Origin of the sequence: Bradyrhizobium sp. AS23.2 (genome assembly GCF_001908185.1) — a bacterium.
Lineage (GTDB): Bacteria > Pseudomonadota > Alphaproteobacteria > Rhizobiales > Xanthobacteraceae > Bradyrhizobium.
The window spans coordinates 14,975-34,410 of record NZ_LGHM01000090.1; the positions used below are offsets into that span (position 1 = coordinate 14,975).

Consider the following 19,436-nt stretch of genomic DNA (forward strand, 5'->3'; position numbering starts at 1 on the left):
CATGTCGCGTGCCGTCATCCCCTTCACCACGCAAGCCGCCGCACTCGGCGTTGCGCTGGCCCTCCCCGCCTTTGTCGGCGCCAATTCCTATGCGTTGTTCGTCGCGACGCAGCTCGGCATCTACATCATCGCGGCAATCGGTCTCAATCTGCTCGCCGGCTATGCCGGACAGGTCTCGCTCGGGCACGCTGCCTTCGTCGCGATCGGCGCCTATTCGGTCGCGCTGCTGACGGTCGATCATCATTGGCCGTTCTGGGCCGCGGCCGTGGTCGGGATGGTGCTGGCTGCCGGGCTCGGCGTGCTGGCGGCCCTGCCCGCCTTCCGGCTCAATACCTGGTACTTTGCCTTCATCACGCTCGCCTTCGCGCTCGTCTTCGAGAAGATGATCGTCGAATGGCGCTGGCTCACAAAGGGCTTTGCCGGCGTCGTCGGCGTGCCGCCGCCCTCGGCGTTCGGCTACGAGTTCGGCCCACGGCCGCTCTACTATACCGTGGTCGCAGTCACGGTCATCGCCTTCATCCTCGTGCGCAATGTCGTCCACTCGCGCTTCGGGCGTGCCTTCGTCGCTGTGCGCGACGTCGAGCCGGCGGCGCTGGCGGTCGGCGCCTCGCCGCAGCGGACCAAGCTCGTTGCCTTCGTGATTTCGGCCGCCCTCGCGGGTATCGCCGGCGCCTTCTTCGCCGTGCAGAAGACGGTCGTCACGCCTGATGATTTTACCGCGGATTTCTCGATCTTCTTCCTGCTGACCGTCGTGCTCGGCGGCCTCGGCACCCTGTGGGGGCCCATCATCGGCGCGCTCGTCTTCTTCCTGATCCCCGAATTGCTGGCCGGCCTGCAAAGCTGGCGCATGCTGATTTACGGCGGCATGCTGCTTGGCCTGATGCTGTTCGCGCCGCATGGCCTGTACGGCGCGCTGCGGCAGGCCTGGCGGCGCTTTGCGCCATCCCCTGCAAAGGCAAGCGCTGCTGCGGACAGTTCCCATGCCCGGGAGCATCCTCCGATCGCGGGCCTCGGCCTCGTGATCTCCGGACTGCGCAAGCAATTCGGCGGCGTTCAGGCGCTCGACGGCGTGGATCTCTCTGTTCCCGCCGGAAGCTGCTATGCGATCGTCGGCCCGAACGGCTCCGGCAAGACGACGCTGCTAAATCTCGCCAGCGGATACTACGTGCCCGACGCCGGCAGCGTGAAGATCGGCGACGTCGAGGCGCTTGGATCCGGCGCACAACGGATCGCCGCACGCGGCGTCGGGCGCACCTTCCAGACCCCGCGCCTCATCGCCGACCTCACGGCGCTCGACAACGTCATGCTCGGGGCGTACACGCGCGAGCGTGCCGGGCTGCTTTCGACGGCGCTGCGCCTTCCATTTGCGCGCGCGGAAGCGCGCCGCTTGCGGCAGGAAGCGCTCGGCTTCCTGCAATTCGTCGGCGTCGCCGACCGCGCCGACATCGAGGCCGGCGAGATCCCGCACGGCCAGCAGCGGCTGATCGAGATCGCCCGCGCCATGATGGGTGGCGCACGGCTGATCCTGCTCGACGAGCCTGCGGCGGGACTTTCGATGTCCGAACTGGAGAGGCTCGAGCGGCTGATCATGCGCATCTGCGGGCTCGGTGCGACGATCGTCATCGTCGAGCACCATCTCGATCTCGTCGCCAACGTCGCAACCCACGTGACCGTCCTCGATCGCGGCACGGTGCTCGCCGCGGGCAAGCCGGCCGCGGTCTTCAACGACGAACGCGTCATGCGGGCCTATATGGGCGAGCGGGCGCTGAAAGCTGGAGTTCCCGCATGAAGGCGACGGTCTCCTTGCCGCTTCTCTCGGCCACCAATGTCGACGCAGGGTATGGCCACGTCCGCGTACTGGAGAGCGTTTCCATCGACGTTCGCCAGGGACGCATTGTCGTGCTGGTTGGCCGAAATGGCGCCGGCAAGTCGACGTTGCTCCGTGCCCTGTCCGGCCTCAATCGCCCGACTGCGGGCAAGGTGACCTTCGACGGCCGCGACATCACGACCGCGCGGCCGAATGCCATCGTCGATGCCGGCCTGCTCCACGTCGCGGAAGGCCGGCGGCTGTTTCGACGCCAGAGCGTCGCCGACAATATCGAGCTCGGACGCTATGCGCTACGCCTGACAGAGCAGGAGCATGATCGGCGCGTCGACCGTATCCACCAGCTCTTTCCTATCCTGCAGGAGAAGATGAACTTGCCGGCCGGCAGCCTTTCCGGCGGCCAGCAACAGATGCTCGCCATTGCCCAGGCGATGATGCGCGAGCCGAAGCTACTGATGCTCGATGAGCCCTCGCTCGGCCTTGCGCCGGTGCTGGTGGACCAGGTGTTTGCCGCCATCCTCGCGCTGCGGGCGCAGGGTGTCGCCATCCTCCTTGTCGAGCAGCTGGTGGAGCACGCACTCGAGATCGCCGACGACGCCTATGTCATGCAGAACGGGCGCGTCATCGCCAGCGGACCAGCTGCCGAGATCGCGGCCGGAGATGCCTTGCAGGCCGCGTTCATGGGCGAGCACGGCGCGCCCCATCATCCTGAACCACGACAGAGCGGATCATGAAACTCCATCCGGACGCCGGACAGCGGCAAATCCTCGAAGCGATCGAGCACGAGCGCGCCCAGTTGATGGACGAGGCGCGCCCCGAAGCGATGAAGCGGCTTGCCGAACGCGGCCGCATGTCGCCGCGGGCGCGGATCGCAATGTTTGTCGATCCCGGCACGTTCGATGAGATCGGCGCGCTCGCCTCGGAAGAGCCGGAAGCAGGCCAGCCACACCCGCGGGACAAGTCGCCAGCCGACGGCGTCGTCACGGGCACCGCGCGCATCGACGGGCGGCCTGTCGCCGTCTTCGCACAGGATTTCAGCGTGTTCGGCGGCAGCATCGGCAAGCTCGGAAGCGCCAAGACGCATCGCATGGTGAAGATCGCGATCCGCCGCGGCATCCCCATGGTTATGATGCTCGACGGCGGCGGTCACCGGATCCAGGGCGGACAGAACTCGCGGCACTTTGCCCAGGCCAACAGCATGTTTCACGACCTCGCGCGGGCCTCAGGCTGGATTCCGATGGTCGCGCTGATGCTGGGCGCCGGCTTTGCCGGGCCGACCAATTATGCCGGCCTTGCCGATCTCGTCGTCATGGTGCGCGGCCAGTCCGTGATGGGCCTTGCAGGGCCGGCGCTCGTGAAAGCCGGGACCGGCGAAGAGACCGACCAGGAAACGCTCGGCGGTGCCGCGGTCCAGGTGGACAAGCAGGGCCTCGCCGATCTCGGCGTCGCCAGCGAGGAAGAAGCGTTTTCTGCGGCAAGGCGCTTCCTGTCCTACCTGCCCGGGAACGCCCGCAAGCCCCTGCCCCTGGTCGCGACCGACGATCCCTCCGATCGCGGCGACGATGCGTTGCTCGACATCGTGCCGCCATCGACGCGACGCGCCTACGACATGCGCCAGATCATCAGCGGCATCGCCGATGTCGGCAGCCCGTTCGAGATAAAGCCGACCTTTGCCGCCAACATCATCACGACCTTCGCGCGGCTGGGCGGACGGCCCGTCGGCTTCATCGCGAACCAGCCGATGCGGACCGGCGGTATCCTCGATGCCAACGCCTGCGAAAAGGGCGCGCACTTCATTGCCCTCTGCGATGCCTACGGTCTGCCGCTGATTTCGCTGATCGACGTGCCCGGCTTCTATATCGGCTCTGCCGCGGAACGCACCACGCTCGGGCGCCGCAGCGCCAAGCTCATCTACGAATGGGGCCACGCCAGCGTGCCGCGCGTCTCTGTGGTGATCCGCAAGGGCTTTGGCCTCGGCTATTTCGCCATGAACGGCGGTCGCGCCTTCGATTCCGACGCCTCCTTTGCCTGGCCCTCGGCGCAGATCTGCGCGATGTCGATCGAGGGTGCAATCGACGTGGCGTTCCGGAAAGACTACATGTCGGCCCCCGATCCCCAGGCCCGCAGGCAGGAGATGATCGAGGAGACGCGTGCGCAGACCGGCTCCATCCATGCGGCCGAGGGATTTGGCGTCGACGACGTGATCGATCCGCGCACAACACGCCGGCGCATCATCGAGATCTTCGAGCAGGCGCCGTCCCGGCGCGAGCCCGATCACCCCCCCAAAGTTCCGATCGATCCCGCCGATCTAGTGCCGGAGCGCTGCGCCACGCGCCAGCCGCACGGAAAAAACAAGAAGACACTGGGAGGAATGCCATGACGATCCGACGCAACACTCTCGATCGCCGCCTGTTTCTCGGCGGCATGGCGGCCCTTGGCGCAGGCCCCCTCGTTCGGCCGGCCTTCGCGGCGGACGATGCCTTCAATATCGGCTGGGTGCGACCGACAACCGGCCGGCTCGCCTCCTCCTACGCACCGCTCTACATCGGCGGGCTGATCGCGATTGACGAGATCAATGCCGCCGGTGGCGTGATGGGCCGGAAGATCGCGCGCCAGGAAGAGGACGACGAGGCTTCCCCCGCGCGCGAACCCGCGGTCATCAAGAAGCTTCAGGAAGGCGGCGTCCGCTACATCTGCGGCCCCACCGGTTCGAGCCAGTCGCTGGCTGCGCTTGCGGTCACGACGGCGTCGAAGACCATCACCACCATGTACGCCATCGCCTCGGAGGCCGGAGATGGCACGCGCTATCCCTGGCACTATCAATGCACCTTCAATTCCGATCTGCAGGCGGAGATGGCCTCGCGCTACCTCGTCGAAACGCTGAAACTGAAGAAGATCGGCATCCTCCAGGAGAACACCGCCTATGGCGAGCAGGTCGTCGCCGCTTGCCAGACCATCCTGAAGAAGCTTGGCCTAGCGCCCGTCGGCGTCGAGGTGTTCCCGATCACGGCGCCCGACCTGAACGGCTACGTTGGAAATCTTCGCAAGGCCGGCGCCGATGGCGTGCTGTTCTGGACCGGCTCGACGCCGATCACGGCCAAGGGCTTCAACTCCATGCACGGCCAGAAATACTATCCGGCGATCGCCGGCCACAGCTCGCTGTTCGCGGATTCGCTGCTCGATCTCGTGCCTTCGGAAGCGCTGCAGAATGCAGCCGGCACCTACTACAAGACGCTGACCTGGACCGACAGGGAAGACATCGGCAGCAGGCAGAAGGAGTTCGCAAGGAAGGCGAGCGCCTTCCCCGAGACCAAGGAGACCGGCGTCAATGTCGCCGCCTCACCCTTCTACGACTTCCTCTACATGGTGCGCGCGGCGATCGAGGCGGAGAAATCCTTCGAGCCTGAAAAGGTCAAGCGCGCGATGGACGCGACCAAGGATTACAAGGGCCTGCTCGGAAACCTGAGCTTCACGCCGACCAATCATGCCGCGATTTCGATCGAAGACATGACGATGGCGACGCTGTTGTCGGGCCGCGACCCCAAGGCGATGGCCGTGTTCCGCAAACGCGCGATCTGAGGACAAGTGGACATGCAAGCCACGAGCTCGACCGCAGACGCGGCCTGGAAGGACCCTCGTATCCTTCCGCCCGAGGTCTGCGTCTTACGCCACGTTCTCGACCGCAGCGCGGCGGAAACGCCAGACAAGGTGTTCGTCCGCTTCGATGACGGCCACGAATGGACCTACGCGCAGATCCATACGACCGTTCGCCGCACCGCGGCAGCCCTGCAACGCATGGGGGTTGCCCAGGGCGATCACGTCCTCACCTGGCTGCCCAACAGTCCGGATGCGCTGCGCATCTGGTTCGCCATCAATTACATCGGCGTCGTCTACGTCCCCATGAACATTGCGTGGCGCGGACAGGTTCTCGAGAACGCCGTTCGCATTTCCGGCGCGCGGTTGCTGATTTCGCACGCGGAGCTCGCGGACCGCCTTCACGATATCGACCGGTGCGCGCTGACCGACCTGCTGCTCATCGGGCCAGACGCCCGCGACAAGCGCCTCTCCGGCTTCCGGCACCATGATGCGGCCGATCTCTCTGCGCCCGGTGAGCCAGAATCGCCGCGACAGCCGATCATGCCCTGGCACAACCAGATGATCATCTACACGTCGGGCACGACAGGTCCGTCCAAGGGCGTGCTCTGCACCTACATGCATTGCGGCTCGTGCGCGCTCGCCTTCTCGCCGCTGACCAGCGACGATCGCAATCTCGTCAACCTGCCCCTGTTTCATATGAGCGGCACGGGCGCCGTCTACCGCATGCTCGTGAAGGGCGGATCGATCGCACTCGTCGAGTCCTTCGACACGCGCTCGTTCTGGGACACGGTACGGCGAACGCAATCGACCTATCTGACCCTGCTCGGCGCCATGGTGCCGTTTCTGCTGAAGGAGCCGCCGGGCCCGGGCGACCGGGATCATACATTGCGCGTCGTCAACATCGTGCCGCTGGCCGATGGCTTCAGGGAGTTTGGCGAGCGTTTCGGAGTCGAAGTCTACACCGTCTTCAACATGACCGAGACGTCATGGCCGATCGTTTCCGAGCGGGATCCGGAGACGCTCGGCACCTGCGGCCGTCCCCGCCCCGGTGTGTTTGCGCGCGTCGTCGACGAGAACGATGTCGAGGTCATGCCCGGCAAGACCGGCGAACTCGTGCTGCGCACGGACGCACCCTGGGCCATGAGCCACGGCTACTATGGCAACCCAGAGGCAACGGCGCGGGCCTGGCGCAACGGCTGGTTCCACACTGGAGACGCCTTCCGCCAGAACGAACGCGGCGAATTTTTCTTTGTTGATCGCATGAAGGACGCGATCCGGCGGCGCGGTGAAAACATCTCCTCGTTCGAGGTCGAGGCTGCGATGAACGCGCATCCTGACATACGCGAGGTCGCGGTCGTCGGCGTCCCCAGCGAATTCGGCGAGGACGAGGTGCTGGCCGTGGTCGCGCCGGTCGAGGGACGATCGATCGACGCGACTGCCCTGCTCGAATGGCTGCGGCCGCGGCTCGCACACTTCATGATCCCGCGCTACATCCGGATCATGCCGGTACTGCCGAAGACGCCGACGCAAAAGGTCCAGAAGCATCTCCTGCGCGCCGATGGCGTCTCCAGCGACACATGGGACCGTGAAGCGGTCGGGCTTAAGGTCCGCCGCGAAAAACTCGCAAGCCTTGGTGGCGCCAGCGAGATCAGCCGATGAGCGGGCCGCTCGCCGGCCTGCGCGTCGTCGAGATGGCGGGAACCGGTCCGGGCCCCTTCTGCGCCATGCTGCTTGCGGATCTCGGTGCAGAGGTCGTTCGCGTTCGCCGACCGGGCGGCTCCATGTTCGACATGGAGCCGCGTTTCGACGTGACGAGGCGCGGCTGCCGCTTCGTCGACCTCGACTTGCGCGAGAGCGATGCCGTCGCAAGCGCGCTTGCACTGATTGAAAAGGCCGAGGTCCTGATCGAAGGTTATCGCCCCGGCGTCATGGAGCGACTGGGTCTTGGGCCTGATATTTGCCTGGCGCGCAATCCGCGTCTCGTCTACGGCCGCATGACCGGCTGGGGTCAGGACGGCCCGCTCGCGCGGCGCGCCGGTCACGACATCAATTACATCGCCCTGACCGGGGCACTGCATGCAATCGGCCGCCCAGACTCGCCGCCTCCACCGCCCCTGAACCTTGTCGGCGACTTCGGCGGCGGCGCAATGTTTCTGGCCTTCGGCGTCATGGCTGCGCTGCTCGAAGCCCGCGCGTCAGGCAAGGGACAGGTGGTCAATGCCGCCATGACCGATGGCGCGGCCTTGCTCGCCGCCGGACGCTATGCGGGCCGTGCCGCTGGAAGCCAGAGCAATCAGCGCGGCAACAACCTGATCGACGGCGGCGCCCCCTTCTACGACACCTATGTCTGCGCCGACGGAAAGTTCATCGCCCTTGGCGCGATCGAGCCGCAATTCTACGCGCGCTTCCGGACGCTTTGCGGGCTGACGGACGCGCTGTTCGACGAGCAGATGAACAAGGCGAAATGGCCGGCGCAGAAGCAACAGCTCGCGGCGATGTTTCGTACGCGAAGCCGCGCCGAGTGGATTGCCCTTCTCGGCAGCGACGACACCTGCATCGCGCCTGTCCTCGACTGGGACGAAGCGCCAAGCGATCCGCACAATGTCGCGCGAAACTCCTTCGTCGCGATCGACGATGTAACTCAGCCGGCCCCGGCGCCGCGGTTCAGCCGCACCCCGGCCGCTACCCCGCGATCCGCCCGCATCTCCGGCGACGATACGCGCGAGGTGCTGCGCAATTGGGGACTGGCACAGCCGATCGTCGAGCGTCTGCTGGCGTAAACGCACAGCGCACTCGTCCATTCGGGCAACACCCGAGGCGTTGGCGCGCTCCCAAGTGCAACATTGGGCAGCAAAGCAGAGTCTGCTTCCCTATGATTTTCAAAGAGATGTGCGCATTCCAGCCACGTTCAGGCCCGCGAGGCTTGCCTGCTCCAGCCCGAGATGGTTTGGCGGCGATCTGTGACCTAGGCGTGACCCAAAAGGGCTGTGACTCGAATGGCCGAGAAGAAGATTACAGCAGAGATTGAAGTCTGTACGCGAGACGCGGCTGCCCCGCTGCTTCTCTTAAGACCTTAGGCCGCTGAAGAAAACATCAAGGTAAGTCTTCAGCCGAGCCGGATCGAGCGGCTGTATGGTATTATCAGTTCGACAGAACATCATCAGCAAATAGGAGCGAGCGCCCGTCAACAGGGCAGCCACGGTCTCCAGTTCATCGTCACTGAATGTACGCAGATCGCCGTGCTTTCGGCTCCGCCGCAGCGATCGTACATAGCGCTTCTGGATTTCGTCCAGATGCTGTCGGAATGCAGCCGGTGCGTATAGCTCCGCTTCATTCATCACGCGGTAGATTTCCGGGTGCTTGACGAGATACTCAAAGTTTGCGGTCAGACCGCGCCGCTCTATTTCCTCAAGCGACCGGCTGTCCTTGATCGCCGGGGTCAGGCTGTCCAGCATTGCGCCGCCGAGTTCGGGCAGCAGAACGTCGAAAAGCGCCTGCTGGTTCGCAAAATGCAGGTAGAAGGCGCCGTGCGCAACGCCCGCTTCGGCGGTGATCCGGGCGATGGATGCGCCGGCATAGCCATGGCGGCCGACAACGACGCCTGCGGCCTCGATCAGCTTCCGCCGCCTCTCCGCGTTCTTGGCGGCCTGGCGCGCCGTCGGCGGTCGAAGCCCGGACCGTCGAGGCAGAGCCTGCGGTTTGGGAGACTGCCTATTGCGTGCCGATGCGTCAGCCAATGTTGGTTCCTGTGCGAGCGGCGGCTATCTTGTCGGCGATTATACGCCGGAGGACGTCTTTCTTCACCTTGCCCGATGCGGTGCGCGGCAGATCATCCACCACTTCCAAATGCTCGGGAAACTTCTGCTTGGCAAGCCCCGCAGCCTCGACGAAAGCAACCAGTTCGCTAAGCGTCGGCTGTGGCCCATCGCGAGCGACGACATAAGCGCAGACGGTCTCGCCGAGACGCGCATGAGGCATTGAGACTGCAACCGCCTCGCGCACAGCAGGGTGGCGATGCAGGATGTCCTCGATCTCCTTGGCGGAGATGTTCTCCCCGCCCCGGATGATCAGATCCTTCTTGCGGCCCGTGATAAGGACGGAGTCCTCCTTGCCGATCAGCCCTATGTCGCCCATCCTGAAATAGCCGTCGGCGGTGAAGGCCGCCGCCGTCTCGGCTGGATCGGCATAGCCGACGAACAGCGCCGGGCCTCGCGCCAGAATCTCCCCCTCCCCTCTGGTGGATACGTTGCGGTCCAGTTCGTCGACGATGCGGACTTCGTAATCGACGATCCGCCCATCGGTCTCGGCTGCCAGAGCCTCGGTTTCCGGTTCGACGAAGCCGAGCGTGATCATCGGCGCTTCCGTCGAACCATAGACGCGCGTGGCCCGTCCGCCGGCGAAGAGTGCGTTGGCGCGTTTGACGAGGTCGGGCGGAACGGCTGCGCCGCCGCAGGCGAAGACCTTGAGCGACGGTAGCCGCGAGCCCACCCGCTCGGCGGCATCGACCAGTTCCTGAAGAAAGGGGGTAGCTCCCACCGTCACGGCCACGTCATGCCTGTCGATCAGGCCGACCGCCTCCTCAGCATTCCAGCGTTCCATCAGCACCGAACGCAGGTCGTGGAGAAAAGGTTGCTCCAAGCCCCAGGAAAAGCCTGTGATATGAGTGACGGGTGAGGGCATCAGGACGACGTCGCCAGCACCGAGACCCCAATAGTCGACACAGCAGGCCAGGGAATGCGCCACGGTCTCGTGGGTGTGCAAGACACCTTTAGGCATGCCGGTCGTGCCGGAGGTGTACATGACTATCTTGATCGCTTCCGGCACCTGGCGCGGCCAGGGCACGTTGCCGCCGGTCTCACCGACGTCTTCAAATGCCAACATGCCGGCGCGCGGCCCCGTCCCACGGGCGACGATGATATGCTTGAGGTCGGGAAGCTGGGGCGTTAGTCGCTCCATCAACTCGGCGTAGTCGAAACCGCGGAACGTTGCCGGAATGATGATGGCCTTTGCGCGACAGTGGCGCAGGATGAGTCCAAATTCGGCATCCCGGTAGATCGGCACGATGGGGTTCACGACGAGGCCGAGAAGCGCCGCGGCGAGATCGACCGCAAGTGCCTCCAGCCAGTTCGGCAGGGCAAAAGAAATGACGTCACCGGGGCGCAGACCGAGCTGCCACAGGCCGCCGGCGAGGCTCTCGGCATTGGCGAGCGCCTTGCCGAAAGTCAGCTTCGCGTCGCCGAGTTCCAAGCAGACAGTGTCCGGCTTGGTTTCGGCGCGCACCCGAGCATCGTCAGCGATTGTCCGGTTGCGCCACAGCCCCTTGGACCGGTTGCGCATGATGCTATCGGCGTCAAGTCGCACCGACCAACCGCTTGCATCGCGCCAAGCTGCTGTCTGTTGCATGTTTGTCCTCACGCCATGGAATCGGAGCCGTCACACAGCAAGAAAGCGCGCTTCGAGATCGGGAGCCGCGTCGAAGGCGGCCCAGTCGCCGGAAAAGACCATGGCGCCGGAATCGATGACGAGCAGCCGATCGGTGCAGGCGCGCGCGAAATCGATGTTCTGCTCGGTGACCAGCAACGATAGTTTCTCGCGCCGCCTGACCACCGCAATCTCCCTCGCCATGTCTTCGACGATGACCGGGGCGAGGCCTTCGGCCGGCTCGTCGAGCATGAGCAGCTTCGGCCGCGCCATCAGCCCGCGGCCCACCGCCACCATCTGCTGCTGGCCACCGGAGAGCCGATCGGCGCGCCGGTCTAGAATAGGTTGCAGCAGCGTGAATTGCGCCGCGATCTCGGCCGGGGTCGGAGGTGTGAGTCCCGAAGGGCAAGCATGGCGGGCGAGCTCCAGGTTCTCAGCCACAGAGACATGCGGGAAGATGCGGCGATCCTCCGGTACGAGCGTCATGCCGAGGCGAGCGCGACGATGGGTCGGCGCTCCCGCGAGATCGTGGCCATCGAATCTCATGCGGCCGGTTGCGCGGGGACCGGCGTCCATCAGCGCCTTGAGCAGGGTCGACTTGCCCGCGCCGTTGCGGCCGAGCAGGGCCACGCCCTCGCCCGCGCCGATGTCGAAGCTCACGCGGTGCAAAATATGGCTGTCGCCGTAGAAGGCGTCGAGGTCGCGGACCTCAAGCATGATGGCCTCCCCGCCCGAGATAGATTTCCCGCACGAACGCATTCGCGCGCACGCCCTCGGGCGTGTCGGTGGTGACGATCTCACCGTAGTGCAGCACGCTGATGCGCGTGCCGAGTTGAAAGACCACGTCCATGTCGTGTTCGGTCAGGATGAGGGTTGCTCCCCTCTCCTTGACGATGCGCTCCACAAGCCTGACAGCCGCCATGCGGTCGGAGGAGGCCATGCCAGCGGTCGGCTCGTCGAGCAGGAGAAGGCGCGGCTTGAGGGCGAGCATCATGGCCAGTTCCAGCCGCTTCTTGTCGCCGTGACTGAGAGCGGAGGCAGGCTCGTCGCCGGCGGCAGCGAGACCGAGATCTGCAAGGATGATTTCGGCCTCGCGGCGCAGAGAATCCTTGGGCGCGGTCGCGAGACGCCAGCCAGCACGTCCGTTCGACACTTCTCCAGCCTCCAGCGCGACGGCGACGTTCTCCAGCGGCGTCATATCGGCGAAGATGCGCGCCACTTGGAAGGAGCGCCCCATTCCGGCCCGCACTCGGCGGAAACCGTCGAGCTTCGTCACGTCCTTACCCTCGAAGACGATGCGTCCGGCCGATGGTAGCAGCTCCCCGCTCAGCGCCCGGAAGAACGTGGTCTTGCCAGCGCCGTTCGGGCCGATCAGCACATGGCGCTCGCCGGGTGCGACCGACAACGAAACGTCCTTCAGGATCGGGGTGCGGTCATAGCCGGCGAAGAGACCCTGGACGTCGAGCACGGAGGAGGTCACAGCGTTTCTCCCTTGGACGCAGCGGGGGCAAGCGGGAGCGCAGCTTCGGATGGAGCAGCGGGCCTGGCCTGCAGGCGCCGGACACCGAGGGTGGCAAGTCCCAGAAGCCCGCCGGGAATCGCCAGTACGACCGCGAGGAGAAGGCCGCCAGTGATGAGGTCCGAGGCTCCGGCAAGGCTGCGTGTACCATACTCGACGGCCGAGAAGACGATGGCGCCGACAAGCGGTCCCCAGAAGTGACCGGCGCCGCCCAGAAGGGTGAAGAGGATCGGCTTGGTCGATTCTCCCCAATGCGCGAGATCCGGGCTGACGATCGAGGTGAGCGGCCCCATGAGCGCGCCGGCGGTCGCCGCGCAGGCCCCCGAGATGGCAAAGGCCTCGAGCTGGCGGCGGCGCACGTCGATGCCGAGGAAGGCGGCGCGCATGGGATCGAGCCTCACCGCCCGGAACGAGCGGCCGAGGCGCGAATGGGTCACCCACCACAGGACGGCGATGAGCAGCGCCGTCACGAGGATGACAAAGACGTAGTAGGCATTGCCCTGGGCCAGATCGAGCGGACCGATCCGCGGGCGCTGAATGCCGGTCAGCCCGTCATTGCGGCCGAAGAACGAGGTCTTTGCGATGATGACATGGACGAGTTCGGCGAAGGCCAGCGTGAGCACGGCGAAATAGACGCCCTCCGTCCGCCTGAGGGCGACGAAGCCGATGGCGAAGGCGATGGCAGCGCCCGTCGCCGCGGCGATCACCAGCACCGCGAGGAACGGCACTTCCGGTGCTCGGAGGAGCAGGAGCGCCGCGGCATAGGCGCCGCTGGCGGAGAATGTCGCCTGACCGAAACTGAGGAGGCCTGCCGTTGAGAACAGGAGGTTGAAGGCAAGGCCAAGCACCACGTTGATGGCGATGACACCGGCGAGGAAGACGAGGCCGCGATTGGCGGCGAAGGGCAGCAACAGCGCCGCTGCCGTCAGGATGACGAGGATCACCAGGAAACGCGTGGCGTGCGAGCGGCTCACGACAGCCTCCCGGAGGCGATCAGGCCGCGCGGGCGGATGAGGAGGATCGCGGCGAGTGCCACGAAGAAGAACAGGCCCGGCATCTGGGGCAGAAGGGCCGTGCCAAAGCTATCAGCAAGGCCGAGGAGAAGCGACGCGAGGAAGGCGCCGCGGATCGACCCCATACCGCCGACGATGACCACGCCGAAGGCCTGGATGATGAAGATGCCGGCAAGGTCTGGCGACAGGCTCTGGTTAGCGACCAGGAGTCCCCCGGCGAGTCCCGCGAGCGCGAAGCCGATGATGACGGTCGCCGAGTAGATCAGCCCGACATTGATGCCGAGGAGACGCGCCATCCACGGGTCGATGGCGATCGCCTGGATGAGACGACCGACCGAGGTCATGTTGATGAGCCATTCGAGCGCGAGGAAGACGGCGAGCCCCGCGACGATGACGAAGATCGAATAATGCGGCAGCACTAGATTTCCGAGGAAGGATACGTCGAACAGCTCGGGTGGCGGCGAGGCGCTGACGACGTTGAGGCCCCAGATCAGCTTGACGACACCGTTGCAGACCAGCAGCAGCGCATAGGTGGCCACCAACACATAAGCGCCGTCGACATGAGCCAGCCGGCGGAAGATAGCGCGGTCCACAACCAGTCCCACGGCGCCGATCACTGCGGCGGTGATGACGCTCGCCAGCAGGAAGCCCCAGATGTTGGCCATGGCCGAGGACCAGTTCGCCAACGAATGGGCGACATAGGCTCCGATCATGAAGAAGCCGCCGTGCGAGAAGTTCAGCACATGCAGGATGCCGAAGATCATCGTCAGACCGGCAGCGACGAGGAAGGTCGCCATCCCCCAGATGAGGGTATTGAACAGCAAGGTCGGGAGGTCGGCGAGCATCGGACGGATCTTCCTTTCGAAGGAAAGAAAGGGAAGACGGCCAGCCGTCTTCCCAGGCTCCAGAGGAAGCTTCAGGAGGACTTGCGGAGAACCATCGCCTGGCCGGGAGTTGCCGGTTCGATCACCCCGGCACCCGGGATCTTGACGTAGTCCGAGACCTTGAAGCCGACGTCGGCCGCGCTCGCATCCGGTTCGATCTGGATCATCTCGAGATCCTTGATGGCCTGGTTGTCTTCAGCGCGGATGGTGCGGGCGCCGGTGACCGTGTCGTAGCTCAGGCCCTTCAGCGCCTCGATGATGGCCTTGGTCTCGGTCGAGCCGGTCTTCGCGATGGCTGCGGCATAGGCTGCCACCGCCGCCTGCGCCTCGCCGGCCCAGCCCATCGGCATCTTGTTGCCGGTCTTGGCGACATAGGCCTTGTAGAAGCTCTCGCCGATCGGCGAGGCGCTCGCGCCATAGTACCAGTGCGTGCCGGTCCAGTGCTTCGGGACCTGTGTCTTCAGCGCATTGGCGACGATGAACTCGTTGGCCACATCCATCAGGATACGGTTGTTGAACAGGCCAAAAGGCCGTGCCTGCTGGAAGAAAGTCGCTGCGTCCCCGCCATACGTGGCGTTGACGATGCCGCGGGCCTCGGTGCGGGCCGCCTGGGTGATGAAGTTGCGATAATCGCCGCTGCCGTAGGGCACGATGATGGGATCGACGATCTGTGGCTGCTTGCCGGTGATCTTCGGGTAGAATTCCAGGAGACCATCGACATAGATCGCCCAGACGGTGCGGCCGTACTCGTGGTCCGGAATGATGCCAGTCCAGCTCGTCACGTCCGGGAATTTCTCAGCCATCATGCGCGCCTGCGCGCGCATGCGGTAGGTGCCGTCGCCGATGCGGAAGACGTGCGGGCTGTAGTTTTCGTGGTTGATCTTCTCGGAGCCGGCGCCGCAGGTCAGGTTGATGCCGTTCTCCGCCTGCATGAGCGGGCCATAGGCCAGCGCCACCGTGGAAGCAATGGTGCCGAGCTGCAGGTTGATGCCCATGCCGAGGAGTTCGCGCGCGACGGTCGTCGCGGCGGCGGGATTGGCCTTCTCGTCGCGGAATTCCAGAGCCAGCGGCCGGCCGCGGACGCCGCCCGCCTTGTTGATGAGATCGACGGCCACTTCCGCGCCATTCTTCACGAAGCTGCCGATGAACTCCTGCGGGCCGGACAGCGGCGTGACCACGCCGAGACGGATCGGCTCGTTGGTCTGGCCGACGACGATGCGGGGATTGGCGGAAAGGGCGAGCGCGGCACCTGCACCGGACGCCAGGAATGCACGGCGGTTAAGCTTCGACACAGACGTGACCTCGTTGTGGTTTATGTTGTTGTTGGAGGATGGCGGACTACCACCCCCGGAACGCGGGCTTGCGTTTCTCGCGGAACGCGTTGACCGCCTCCTGATGGTCGGCAGTGAGGTTCGACATGGTCTCGTAGGCAAGACCCGCGTCGAAATGGGCATGGAACAGCGCCTTGAGCGGCAGGTTCGTCGTGATCTTCGTCCAGTTGATCGCCTTAAGCGCGCCCGCGGCGAGCCGTTCGGCGAGGCCATAGACTTCGGCGTCGAGATCCTCGAGCGCCACGACCTTGGTGACGAGGCCGATGCGTTCTGCCTCGGCGGCGGTCATCAGGTCACCGGTCATCAGATAGTGCTTGGCCTTGGCGTAGCCGACGAGCTGCGGCCAGATGAAGGCGCCGCCGTCGCCAGCGACGAGGCCGACCGACACGTGGGGGTCACCGATCTTCGCCTTGTCGGAGGCGATGATGATGTCGCAGAGCAGGGCGAGCGATGCGCCGAGCCCCGTGGCATGACCGTTCAGGCGGCAGATCAGCGGCTTGTCGAGATCGAGCTGAGTGAAGACGATGTCTTTGGCTTCACGTCCCGTCGCCTCGAATTCCTCCGGCCGGTCGATGGTCGACTGCATCCAGTCGATGTCACCGCCGGCGCAGAAGGCGCGGCCCTCCCCGGTGAGGACGATGATGTCGGACTCCTTGTCATCGCGGGCATCGACGAAGATCCGCGACAGTTCGCGGTGCAATTCGGCATTGACCGCGTTGAGCTCGTTGGGGCGGTTGAGCGACAGGGTCAGGATGCGGCCGCGCCGCTCGGCCATGATGGTCTTGTAGCCGTCGTAGCGGGTCATGCGCCCTGCTCCTTTGCGGTGATGGTGGTCAGGCGCGCCGGCGCCAGCGCGGCGAAGCGCGCACGGTAGGCATCGTCGTCGCCGTATTGATTCTCGGCTGCGACGAGGCTGCGGAAATAATGGCTGACGCGCAGCTCCTCAGTGATGCCGATGCCGCCATGCATCTGCACCGACTCATGCGCGATGAGGCGGGCCGAACGGCCGCCGACCACTTTGGCCACAGCCACGGAACGGGCAAAGCCGTCAGTGCCGGCGGAATCCGCGGCGGCATCGACCACGGCCTCGGCCTCTTCGAGGGCGATGCTCATGTCGACAGCGCGATGCTGCAGTACCTGGAAGCGGCCGATGGGCTGGCCGAATTGCGAGCGGCTATTCAGATAAGCGAGCGTATCGTCGAACAGCGTACGCATCGCGCCTGCGGCCTCCGCCATGGCGAGTAGTGCCCCGCGGTCGAGTGCAGTATCGATGGCGGCGGCAGCATCGTCGAGCGCCAGTATGTTGTCGGCCGGAAGCACCGCGTCGATTGAGATATTCGCAAGTTGGCGACCGTCAATGCCGGCGTAGATGCCACATTCCACACCTTGCATTGTCGCCGGCGCAACGATGACCGTGAGAGAGCCATCGGGCAGACGGGCTGAGACCAGGAAGTGGTCGGCAACGCCACCGCCTTCGACGGCAACCTTCGCCGCCTTCAGGCGCCATCCATCGCCCTCGGCCGTTAGCGCCGCATCCACATGGCCGCGCGCATAGCCGGCGGCGGCTTCCTGGTGGGCAAGCACCGGCAGCGCCTCTCCGGCTATGGCGGACGCGATCAGCGAGCGCACAAGGCCCTCATGAGCGGCTTGAGCTAGCAGCGGCAGGCCGACGCCGGCGACGGCGCCGAGCGGCATGCGGCAATTGGCAGCACCGAGCGCGCGCATCAGCATAGCGAGCTCGCCGACCCCGAGGCCGTGTCCGCCGCGATCTTCCCCCACGGCGAGGCCGAGCCATCCGGCTTCAGCCATCACCGCGAACATCCTGCGCCAGTCGCTGGAGCCGGCCTCGGCCGCGATGAGACGGCTGGCGCTCTCCGCAAGAGCCGCGCGCAGATCTTGGCGATCATGAAGCGTGTCGGCCATGGTCACAGTCCCAATCCCTGTTTGGCGATGATGCCGCGCTGGATCTCGTTGGAGCCACCGTAGATCGTCGCTGCCCTGAGGTGCATGAACTCGCTCGCCATGCCCGCCGCTCCTTCCGGCAAGAGCGGTTGCAGGTTGGCTCCGGCATCCAGGTTTGCTGGGTCGAAGGGAATGCCAAGTCGCCCGAGGGCGCGGATCATTTCCTCCGTTACCCGCTGCTGCAGTTCGGAGGATCGGATCTTGAGAAGATTTACCTCGACACCGCCCGGAGCGTCACCGTCGGCCTTGGCGAGGAGGCGCGCGCAGACGGCCTCCAGCGCGGCAAGCTCGATCTCGAGGTCGGCGATGCGCGCGGCGAAGGCGGGAGACTTCGTCAGCGGCACTCCAGCCTCCTGCACCGCTTCTGCAGCTGCACGCAGGCCTTCCAGAAGATGGCGGATGCGGCCGGTCTCGGCGGCGATCAGCCGTTCCTGCACCAGCAGGAATTTTGCATAACGCCAGGCCTTGCCCTCCTCGCCGACGAGGTTCTCGACGGGCACGCGGACATTGTCGAAGAACACCTCGTTGACGTGATGCTTGCCGTCCATCGTGGCGATGGGGCGCACCGTAATGCCGGGCGTCTTCATGTCGATGAGCAGGAAAGACACGCCGTCCTGGGGACGAGCGCCGGATTCGGTTCGCGTCAGGCAGAACATCCAGTCCGCCCAGTGGGCATACGTGGTCCAGGTCTTCTGGCCGTTGACGACGAAATGGTCGCCCCTACGCTCGGCGCGGGTCTTGAGGCCAGCGAGGTCTGAACCGGCATTGGGCTCCGAATAACCCTGTGCCCAGAAATGGTCCGCGCTGAGAATGGAAGGCAGGAAGCGGCACTTCTGATCTTCGCTGCCGAATGTGTAGATGACGGGTCCGACATAGGCGACGCCCATCGGGATCAGCCACGGCGCACCTTCCTCGGCGAGCGTCTGCTCGAAGAGCCAGCGCTGCAGCGGCTTCCAGCCCTGCCCGCCCCATTCGCGCGGCCAGTGGCCGCCCATCCAGCCGCGGCCATGAAGGATTTTCTGCCAGCGCGCGTGATCGCTGCGCTCTAGCGTGAGATTGAACGCGACCTTGCGGCGAATGTCCGCCGGCAGAGCCTGACGGCAGAACGCCCTGACCTCCTCGCGGAACTGCTCGAACCGAGCCTGCAACTTGTTTCCATCCCATTTTTATGACTTTTGACTCATCAATCATAAAACTGGCAAACGAGGTGCGTCAAGAGGCCACTATGCCGGTCAATGGATTGGGCGGGTCCCGTGCGCGCGAATCGCATCCACAAGTCGATCGGCGCGGAGAACACGTTCGCGGCCGACCTCACGACATTCGACGCCATGGCTGCCGAACTCCGGCCACTGATCGACAAGGTCTGGCGCCACTGTGAGAGTACCGGCAACCGGGGACGGACCGTGACGCTCAAGGTCAAGTTCTTCGATTTCGAGATCATCACGCGGAACCGGTCGGTCCCGGCGGTCTTGTCGAGCCGGGAAGACTTGGAGAGCTTGGCGATCGCCCTGCTGCAGGCCGAGATGCCCTTCCGAAGTCGGTCCGCCTGCTGGGCGTGTCGCTCTCCTCGCTGCAAACCCAGGGAAACGACGATGTCGAACCTCAGCTCGATCTGCCCATCGACGCCGCGCATGGATGCAGGTTACAGCTTGGCGGCGGAGATGCGGCCAAAAGCTTCGCCTGGCTGGACGTGCCGCGGCGCGACCTATCCGACTTCAAGATCGTGGATGATCGGTTTCAGTCCGTCGGGCGTGACTTCGAGGCTCGCAAGCGTGACCGGCAGCTTGAAGCGCCGGCGCCCGGCACTGCCGGGATTCACGTAGAGTAAGCCGTCGACGGTGTTGATCTTCGGCACGTGGGAGTGGCCGGAAACAATGACATCAA

Annotated in this window: 17 protein-coding genes and 1 pseudogene; 7 read left to right on the forward strand and 11 right to left on the reverse strand. The window is 65.1% G+C overall.

Features of this window, described 5'->3' with window-relative positions:
- Position 1 precedes the first annotated feature (1 nt).
- Genes AC630_RS19960 through AC630_RS19985 form a run of 6 tightly spaced genes read left to right on the forward strand, consistent with a single transcriptional unit; the run spans position 2 to position 8,202 of the window.
- A complete protein-coding gene (locus AC630_RS19960) occupies positions 2-1,789 on the forward strand; it encodes a branched-chain amino acid ABC transporter ATP-binding protein/permease (RefSeq protein ID WP_074120185.1) in 1,788 nt (595 codons plus the stop codon).
- A complete protein-coding gene (locus AC630_RS19965) occupies positions 1,786-2,559 on the forward strand; it encodes an ABC transporter ATP-binding protein (RefSeq protein WP_074120186.1) in 774 nt (257 codons plus the stop codon). Before AC630_RS19960 ends, AC630_RS19965 begins: the two co-directional genes overlap by 4 nt.
- Entirely contained in the window at positions 2,556-4,205 is a 1,650-nt protein-coding gene (locus tag AC630_RS19970) for an acyl-CoA carboxylase subunit beta (RefSeq protein WP_074120187.1), read from the forward strand. The genes AC630_RS19965 and AC630_RS19970 overlap by 4 nt, the downstream gene beginning before the upstream one ends.
- Entirely contained in the window at positions 4,202-5,404 is a 1,203-nt protein-coding gene (locus tag AC630_RS19975; protein ID WP_074120188.1) for an ABC transporter substrate-binding protein, read from the forward strand. The genes AC630_RS19970 and AC630_RS19975 overlap by 4 nt, the downstream gene beginning before the upstream one ends.
- A 12-nt stretch (positions 5,405-5,416) precedes the next feature.
- Positions 5,417-7,081, forward strand: a complete 1,665-nt coding sequence (locus AC630_RS19980; protein ID WP_074120189.1) for an AMP-binding protein — start codon at positions 5,417-5,419, stop codon at positions 7,079-7,081.
- On the forward strand, positions 7,078-8,202 hold the full coding sequence (locus AC630_RS19985) for a CaiB/BaiF CoA transferase family protein (RefSeq protein WP_074120190.1): 1,125 nt from the start codon (positions 7,078-7,080) through the stop codon (positions 8,200-8,202). The genes AC630_RS19980 and AC630_RS19985 overlap by 4 nt, the downstream gene beginning before the upstream one ends.
- Before the next feature lie 285 nt (positions 8,203-8,487).
- Here AC630_RS19985 and AC630_RS19990 read toward each other — a convergent pair whose 3' ends face one another.
- From AC630_RS19990 to AC630_RS20035, 10 genes are all read right to left on the reverse strand, one after another.
- On the reverse strand, positions 8,488-9,159 hold the full coding sequence (locus AC630_RS19990) for a TetR/AcrR family transcriptional regulator (protein ID WP_074120191.1): 672 nt from the start codon (positions 9,157-9,159) through the stop codon (positions 8,488-8,490).
- A complete protein-coding gene (locus AC630_RS19995) occupies positions 9,152-10,825 on the reverse strand; it encodes an AMP-binding protein (protein WP_074120192.1) in 1,674 nt (557 codons plus the stop codon). Before AC630_RS19995 ends, AC630_RS19990 begins: the two co-directional genes overlap by 8 nt.
- 30 nt (positions 10,826-10,855) lie before the next feature.
- Entirely contained in the window at positions 10,856-11,560 is a 705-nt protein-coding gene (locus AC630_RS20000) for an ABC transporter ATP-binding protein (RefSeq protein WP_074120193.1), read from the reverse strand.
- Positions 11,553-12,323 (reverse strand): ABC transporter ATP-binding protein, encoded by a 771-nt coding sequence (locus tag AC630_RS20005; protein ID WP_074120194.1) that lies wholly within the window; start codon positions 12,321-12,323, stop codon positions 11,553-11,555. The genes AC630_RS20000 and AC630_RS20005 overlap by 8 nt, the downstream gene beginning before the upstream one ends.
- Positions 12,320-13,336, reverse strand: coding sequence for a branched-chain amino acid ABC transporter permease (locus AC630_RS20010; RefSeq protein WP_074120195.1), 1,017 nt, complete (start codon positions 13,334-13,336; stop codon positions 12,320-12,322). The genes AC630_RS20005 and AC630_RS20010 overlap by 4 nt, the downstream gene beginning before the upstream one ends.
- The gene (locus AC630_RS20015; protein ID WP_074120196.1) at positions 13,333-14,220 is read right to left on the reverse strand and encodes a branched-chain amino acid ABC transporter permease; all 888 of its coding nucleotides are present in this window, start codon (positions 14,218-14,220) and stop codon (positions 13,333-13,335) included. Before AC630_RS20015 ends, AC630_RS20010 begins: the two co-directional genes overlap by 4 nt.
- Positions 14,221-14,291: 71 nt before the next feature.
- Entirely contained in the window at positions 14,292-15,551 is a 1,260-nt protein-coding gene (locus AC630_RS20020; protein WP_074120197.1) for an ABC transporter substrate-binding protein, read from the reverse strand.
- A 46-nt stretch (positions 15,552-15,597) separates the two neighbouring features.
- Positions 15,598-16,395: an enoyl-CoA hydratase/isomerase family protein gene (locus AC630_RS20025; RefSeq protein ID WP_074120198.1), complete on the reverse strand. Its 798-nt coding sequence runs from the start codon at positions 16,393-16,395 to the stop codon at positions 15,598-15,600.
- Positions 16,392-17,513, reverse strand: a complete 1,122-nt coding sequence (locus AC630_RS20030) for an acyl-CoA dehydrogenase family protein (protein WP_074120199.1) — start codon at positions 17,511-17,513, stop codon at positions 16,392-16,394. Before AC630_RS20030 ends, AC630_RS20025 begins: the two co-directional genes overlap by 4 nt.
- A gap of 2 nt (positions 17,514-17,515) precedes the next feature.
- Positions 17,516-18,700: an acyl-CoA dehydrogenase family protein gene (locus AC630_RS20035; protein ID WP_074120200.1), complete on the reverse strand. Its 1,185-nt coding sequence runs from the start codon at positions 18,698-18,700 to the stop codon at positions 17,516-17,518.
- A 102-nt stretch (positions 18,701-18,802) separates the two neighbouring features.
- Here AC630_RS20035 and AC630_RS42915 point away from each other — a divergent pair.
- Positions 18,803-19,173, forward strand: a pseudogene (locus AC630_RS42915) (DinB/UmuC family translesion DNA polymerase); the annotation flags it as partial.
- A gap of 84 nt (positions 19,174-19,257) precedes the next feature.
- Here the strand turns inward: AC630_RS42915 and AC630_RS20045 are convergent.
- Positions 19,258-19,436: metallophosphoesterase family protein (locus AC630_RS20045; RefSeq protein WP_143198174.1), on the reverse strand; the 179-nt coding region annotated here is incomplete at its 5' end.

Excerpts from the sequence above, each read along its gene's own strand:
- AC630_RS19960 (WP_074120185.1), top strand. The coding sequence starts at position 2 with ATGTCGCGTGCCGTCATCCCCTTCACCACGCAAGCCGCCGCACTCGGC.
- AC630_RS19965 (WP_074120186.1), top strand. The coding sequence starts at position 1,786 with ATGAAGGCGACGGTCTCCTTGCCGCTTCTCTCGGCCACCAATGTCGAC.
- AC630_RS19970 (WP_074120187.1), top strand. The coding sequence starts at position 2,556 with ATGAAACTCCATCCGGACGCCGGACAGCGGCAAATCCTCGAAGCGATC.
- AC630_RS19975 (WP_074120188.1), top strand. The coding sequence starts at position 4,202 with ATGACGATCCGACGCAACACTCTCGATCGCCGCCTGTTTCTCGGCGGC.
- AC630_RS19980 (WP_074120189.1), top strand. The coding sequence starts at position 5,417 with ATGCAAGCCACGAGCTCGACCGCAGACGCGGCCTGGAAGGACCCTCGT.
- AC630_RS19985 (WP_074120190.1), top strand. The coding sequence starts at position 7,078 with ATGAGCGGGCCGCTCGCCGGCCTGCGCGTCGTCGAGATGGCGGGAACC.
- AC630_RS19995 (WP_074120192.1), bottom strand. The coding sequence starts at position 10,825 with ATGCAACAGACAGCAGCTTGGCGCGATGCAAGCGGTTGGTCGGTGCGA.
- AC630_RS20000 (WP_074120193.1), bottom strand. The coding sequence starts at position 11,560 with ATGCTTGAGGTCCGCGACCTCGACGCCTTCTACGGCGACAGCCATATT.
- AC630_RS20015 (WP_074120196.1), bottom strand. The coding sequence starts at position 14,220 with ATGCTCGCCGACCTCCCGACCTTGCTGTTCAATACCCTCATCTGGGGG.
- AC630_RS20025 (WP_074120198.1), bottom strand. The coding sequence starts at position 16,395 with ATGACCCGCTACGACGGCTACAAGACCATCATGGCCGAGCGGCGCGGC.
- AC630_RS20030 (WP_074120199.1), bottom strand. The coding sequence starts at position 17,513 with ATGGCCGACACGCTTCATGATCGCCAAGATCTGCGCGCGGCTCTTGCG.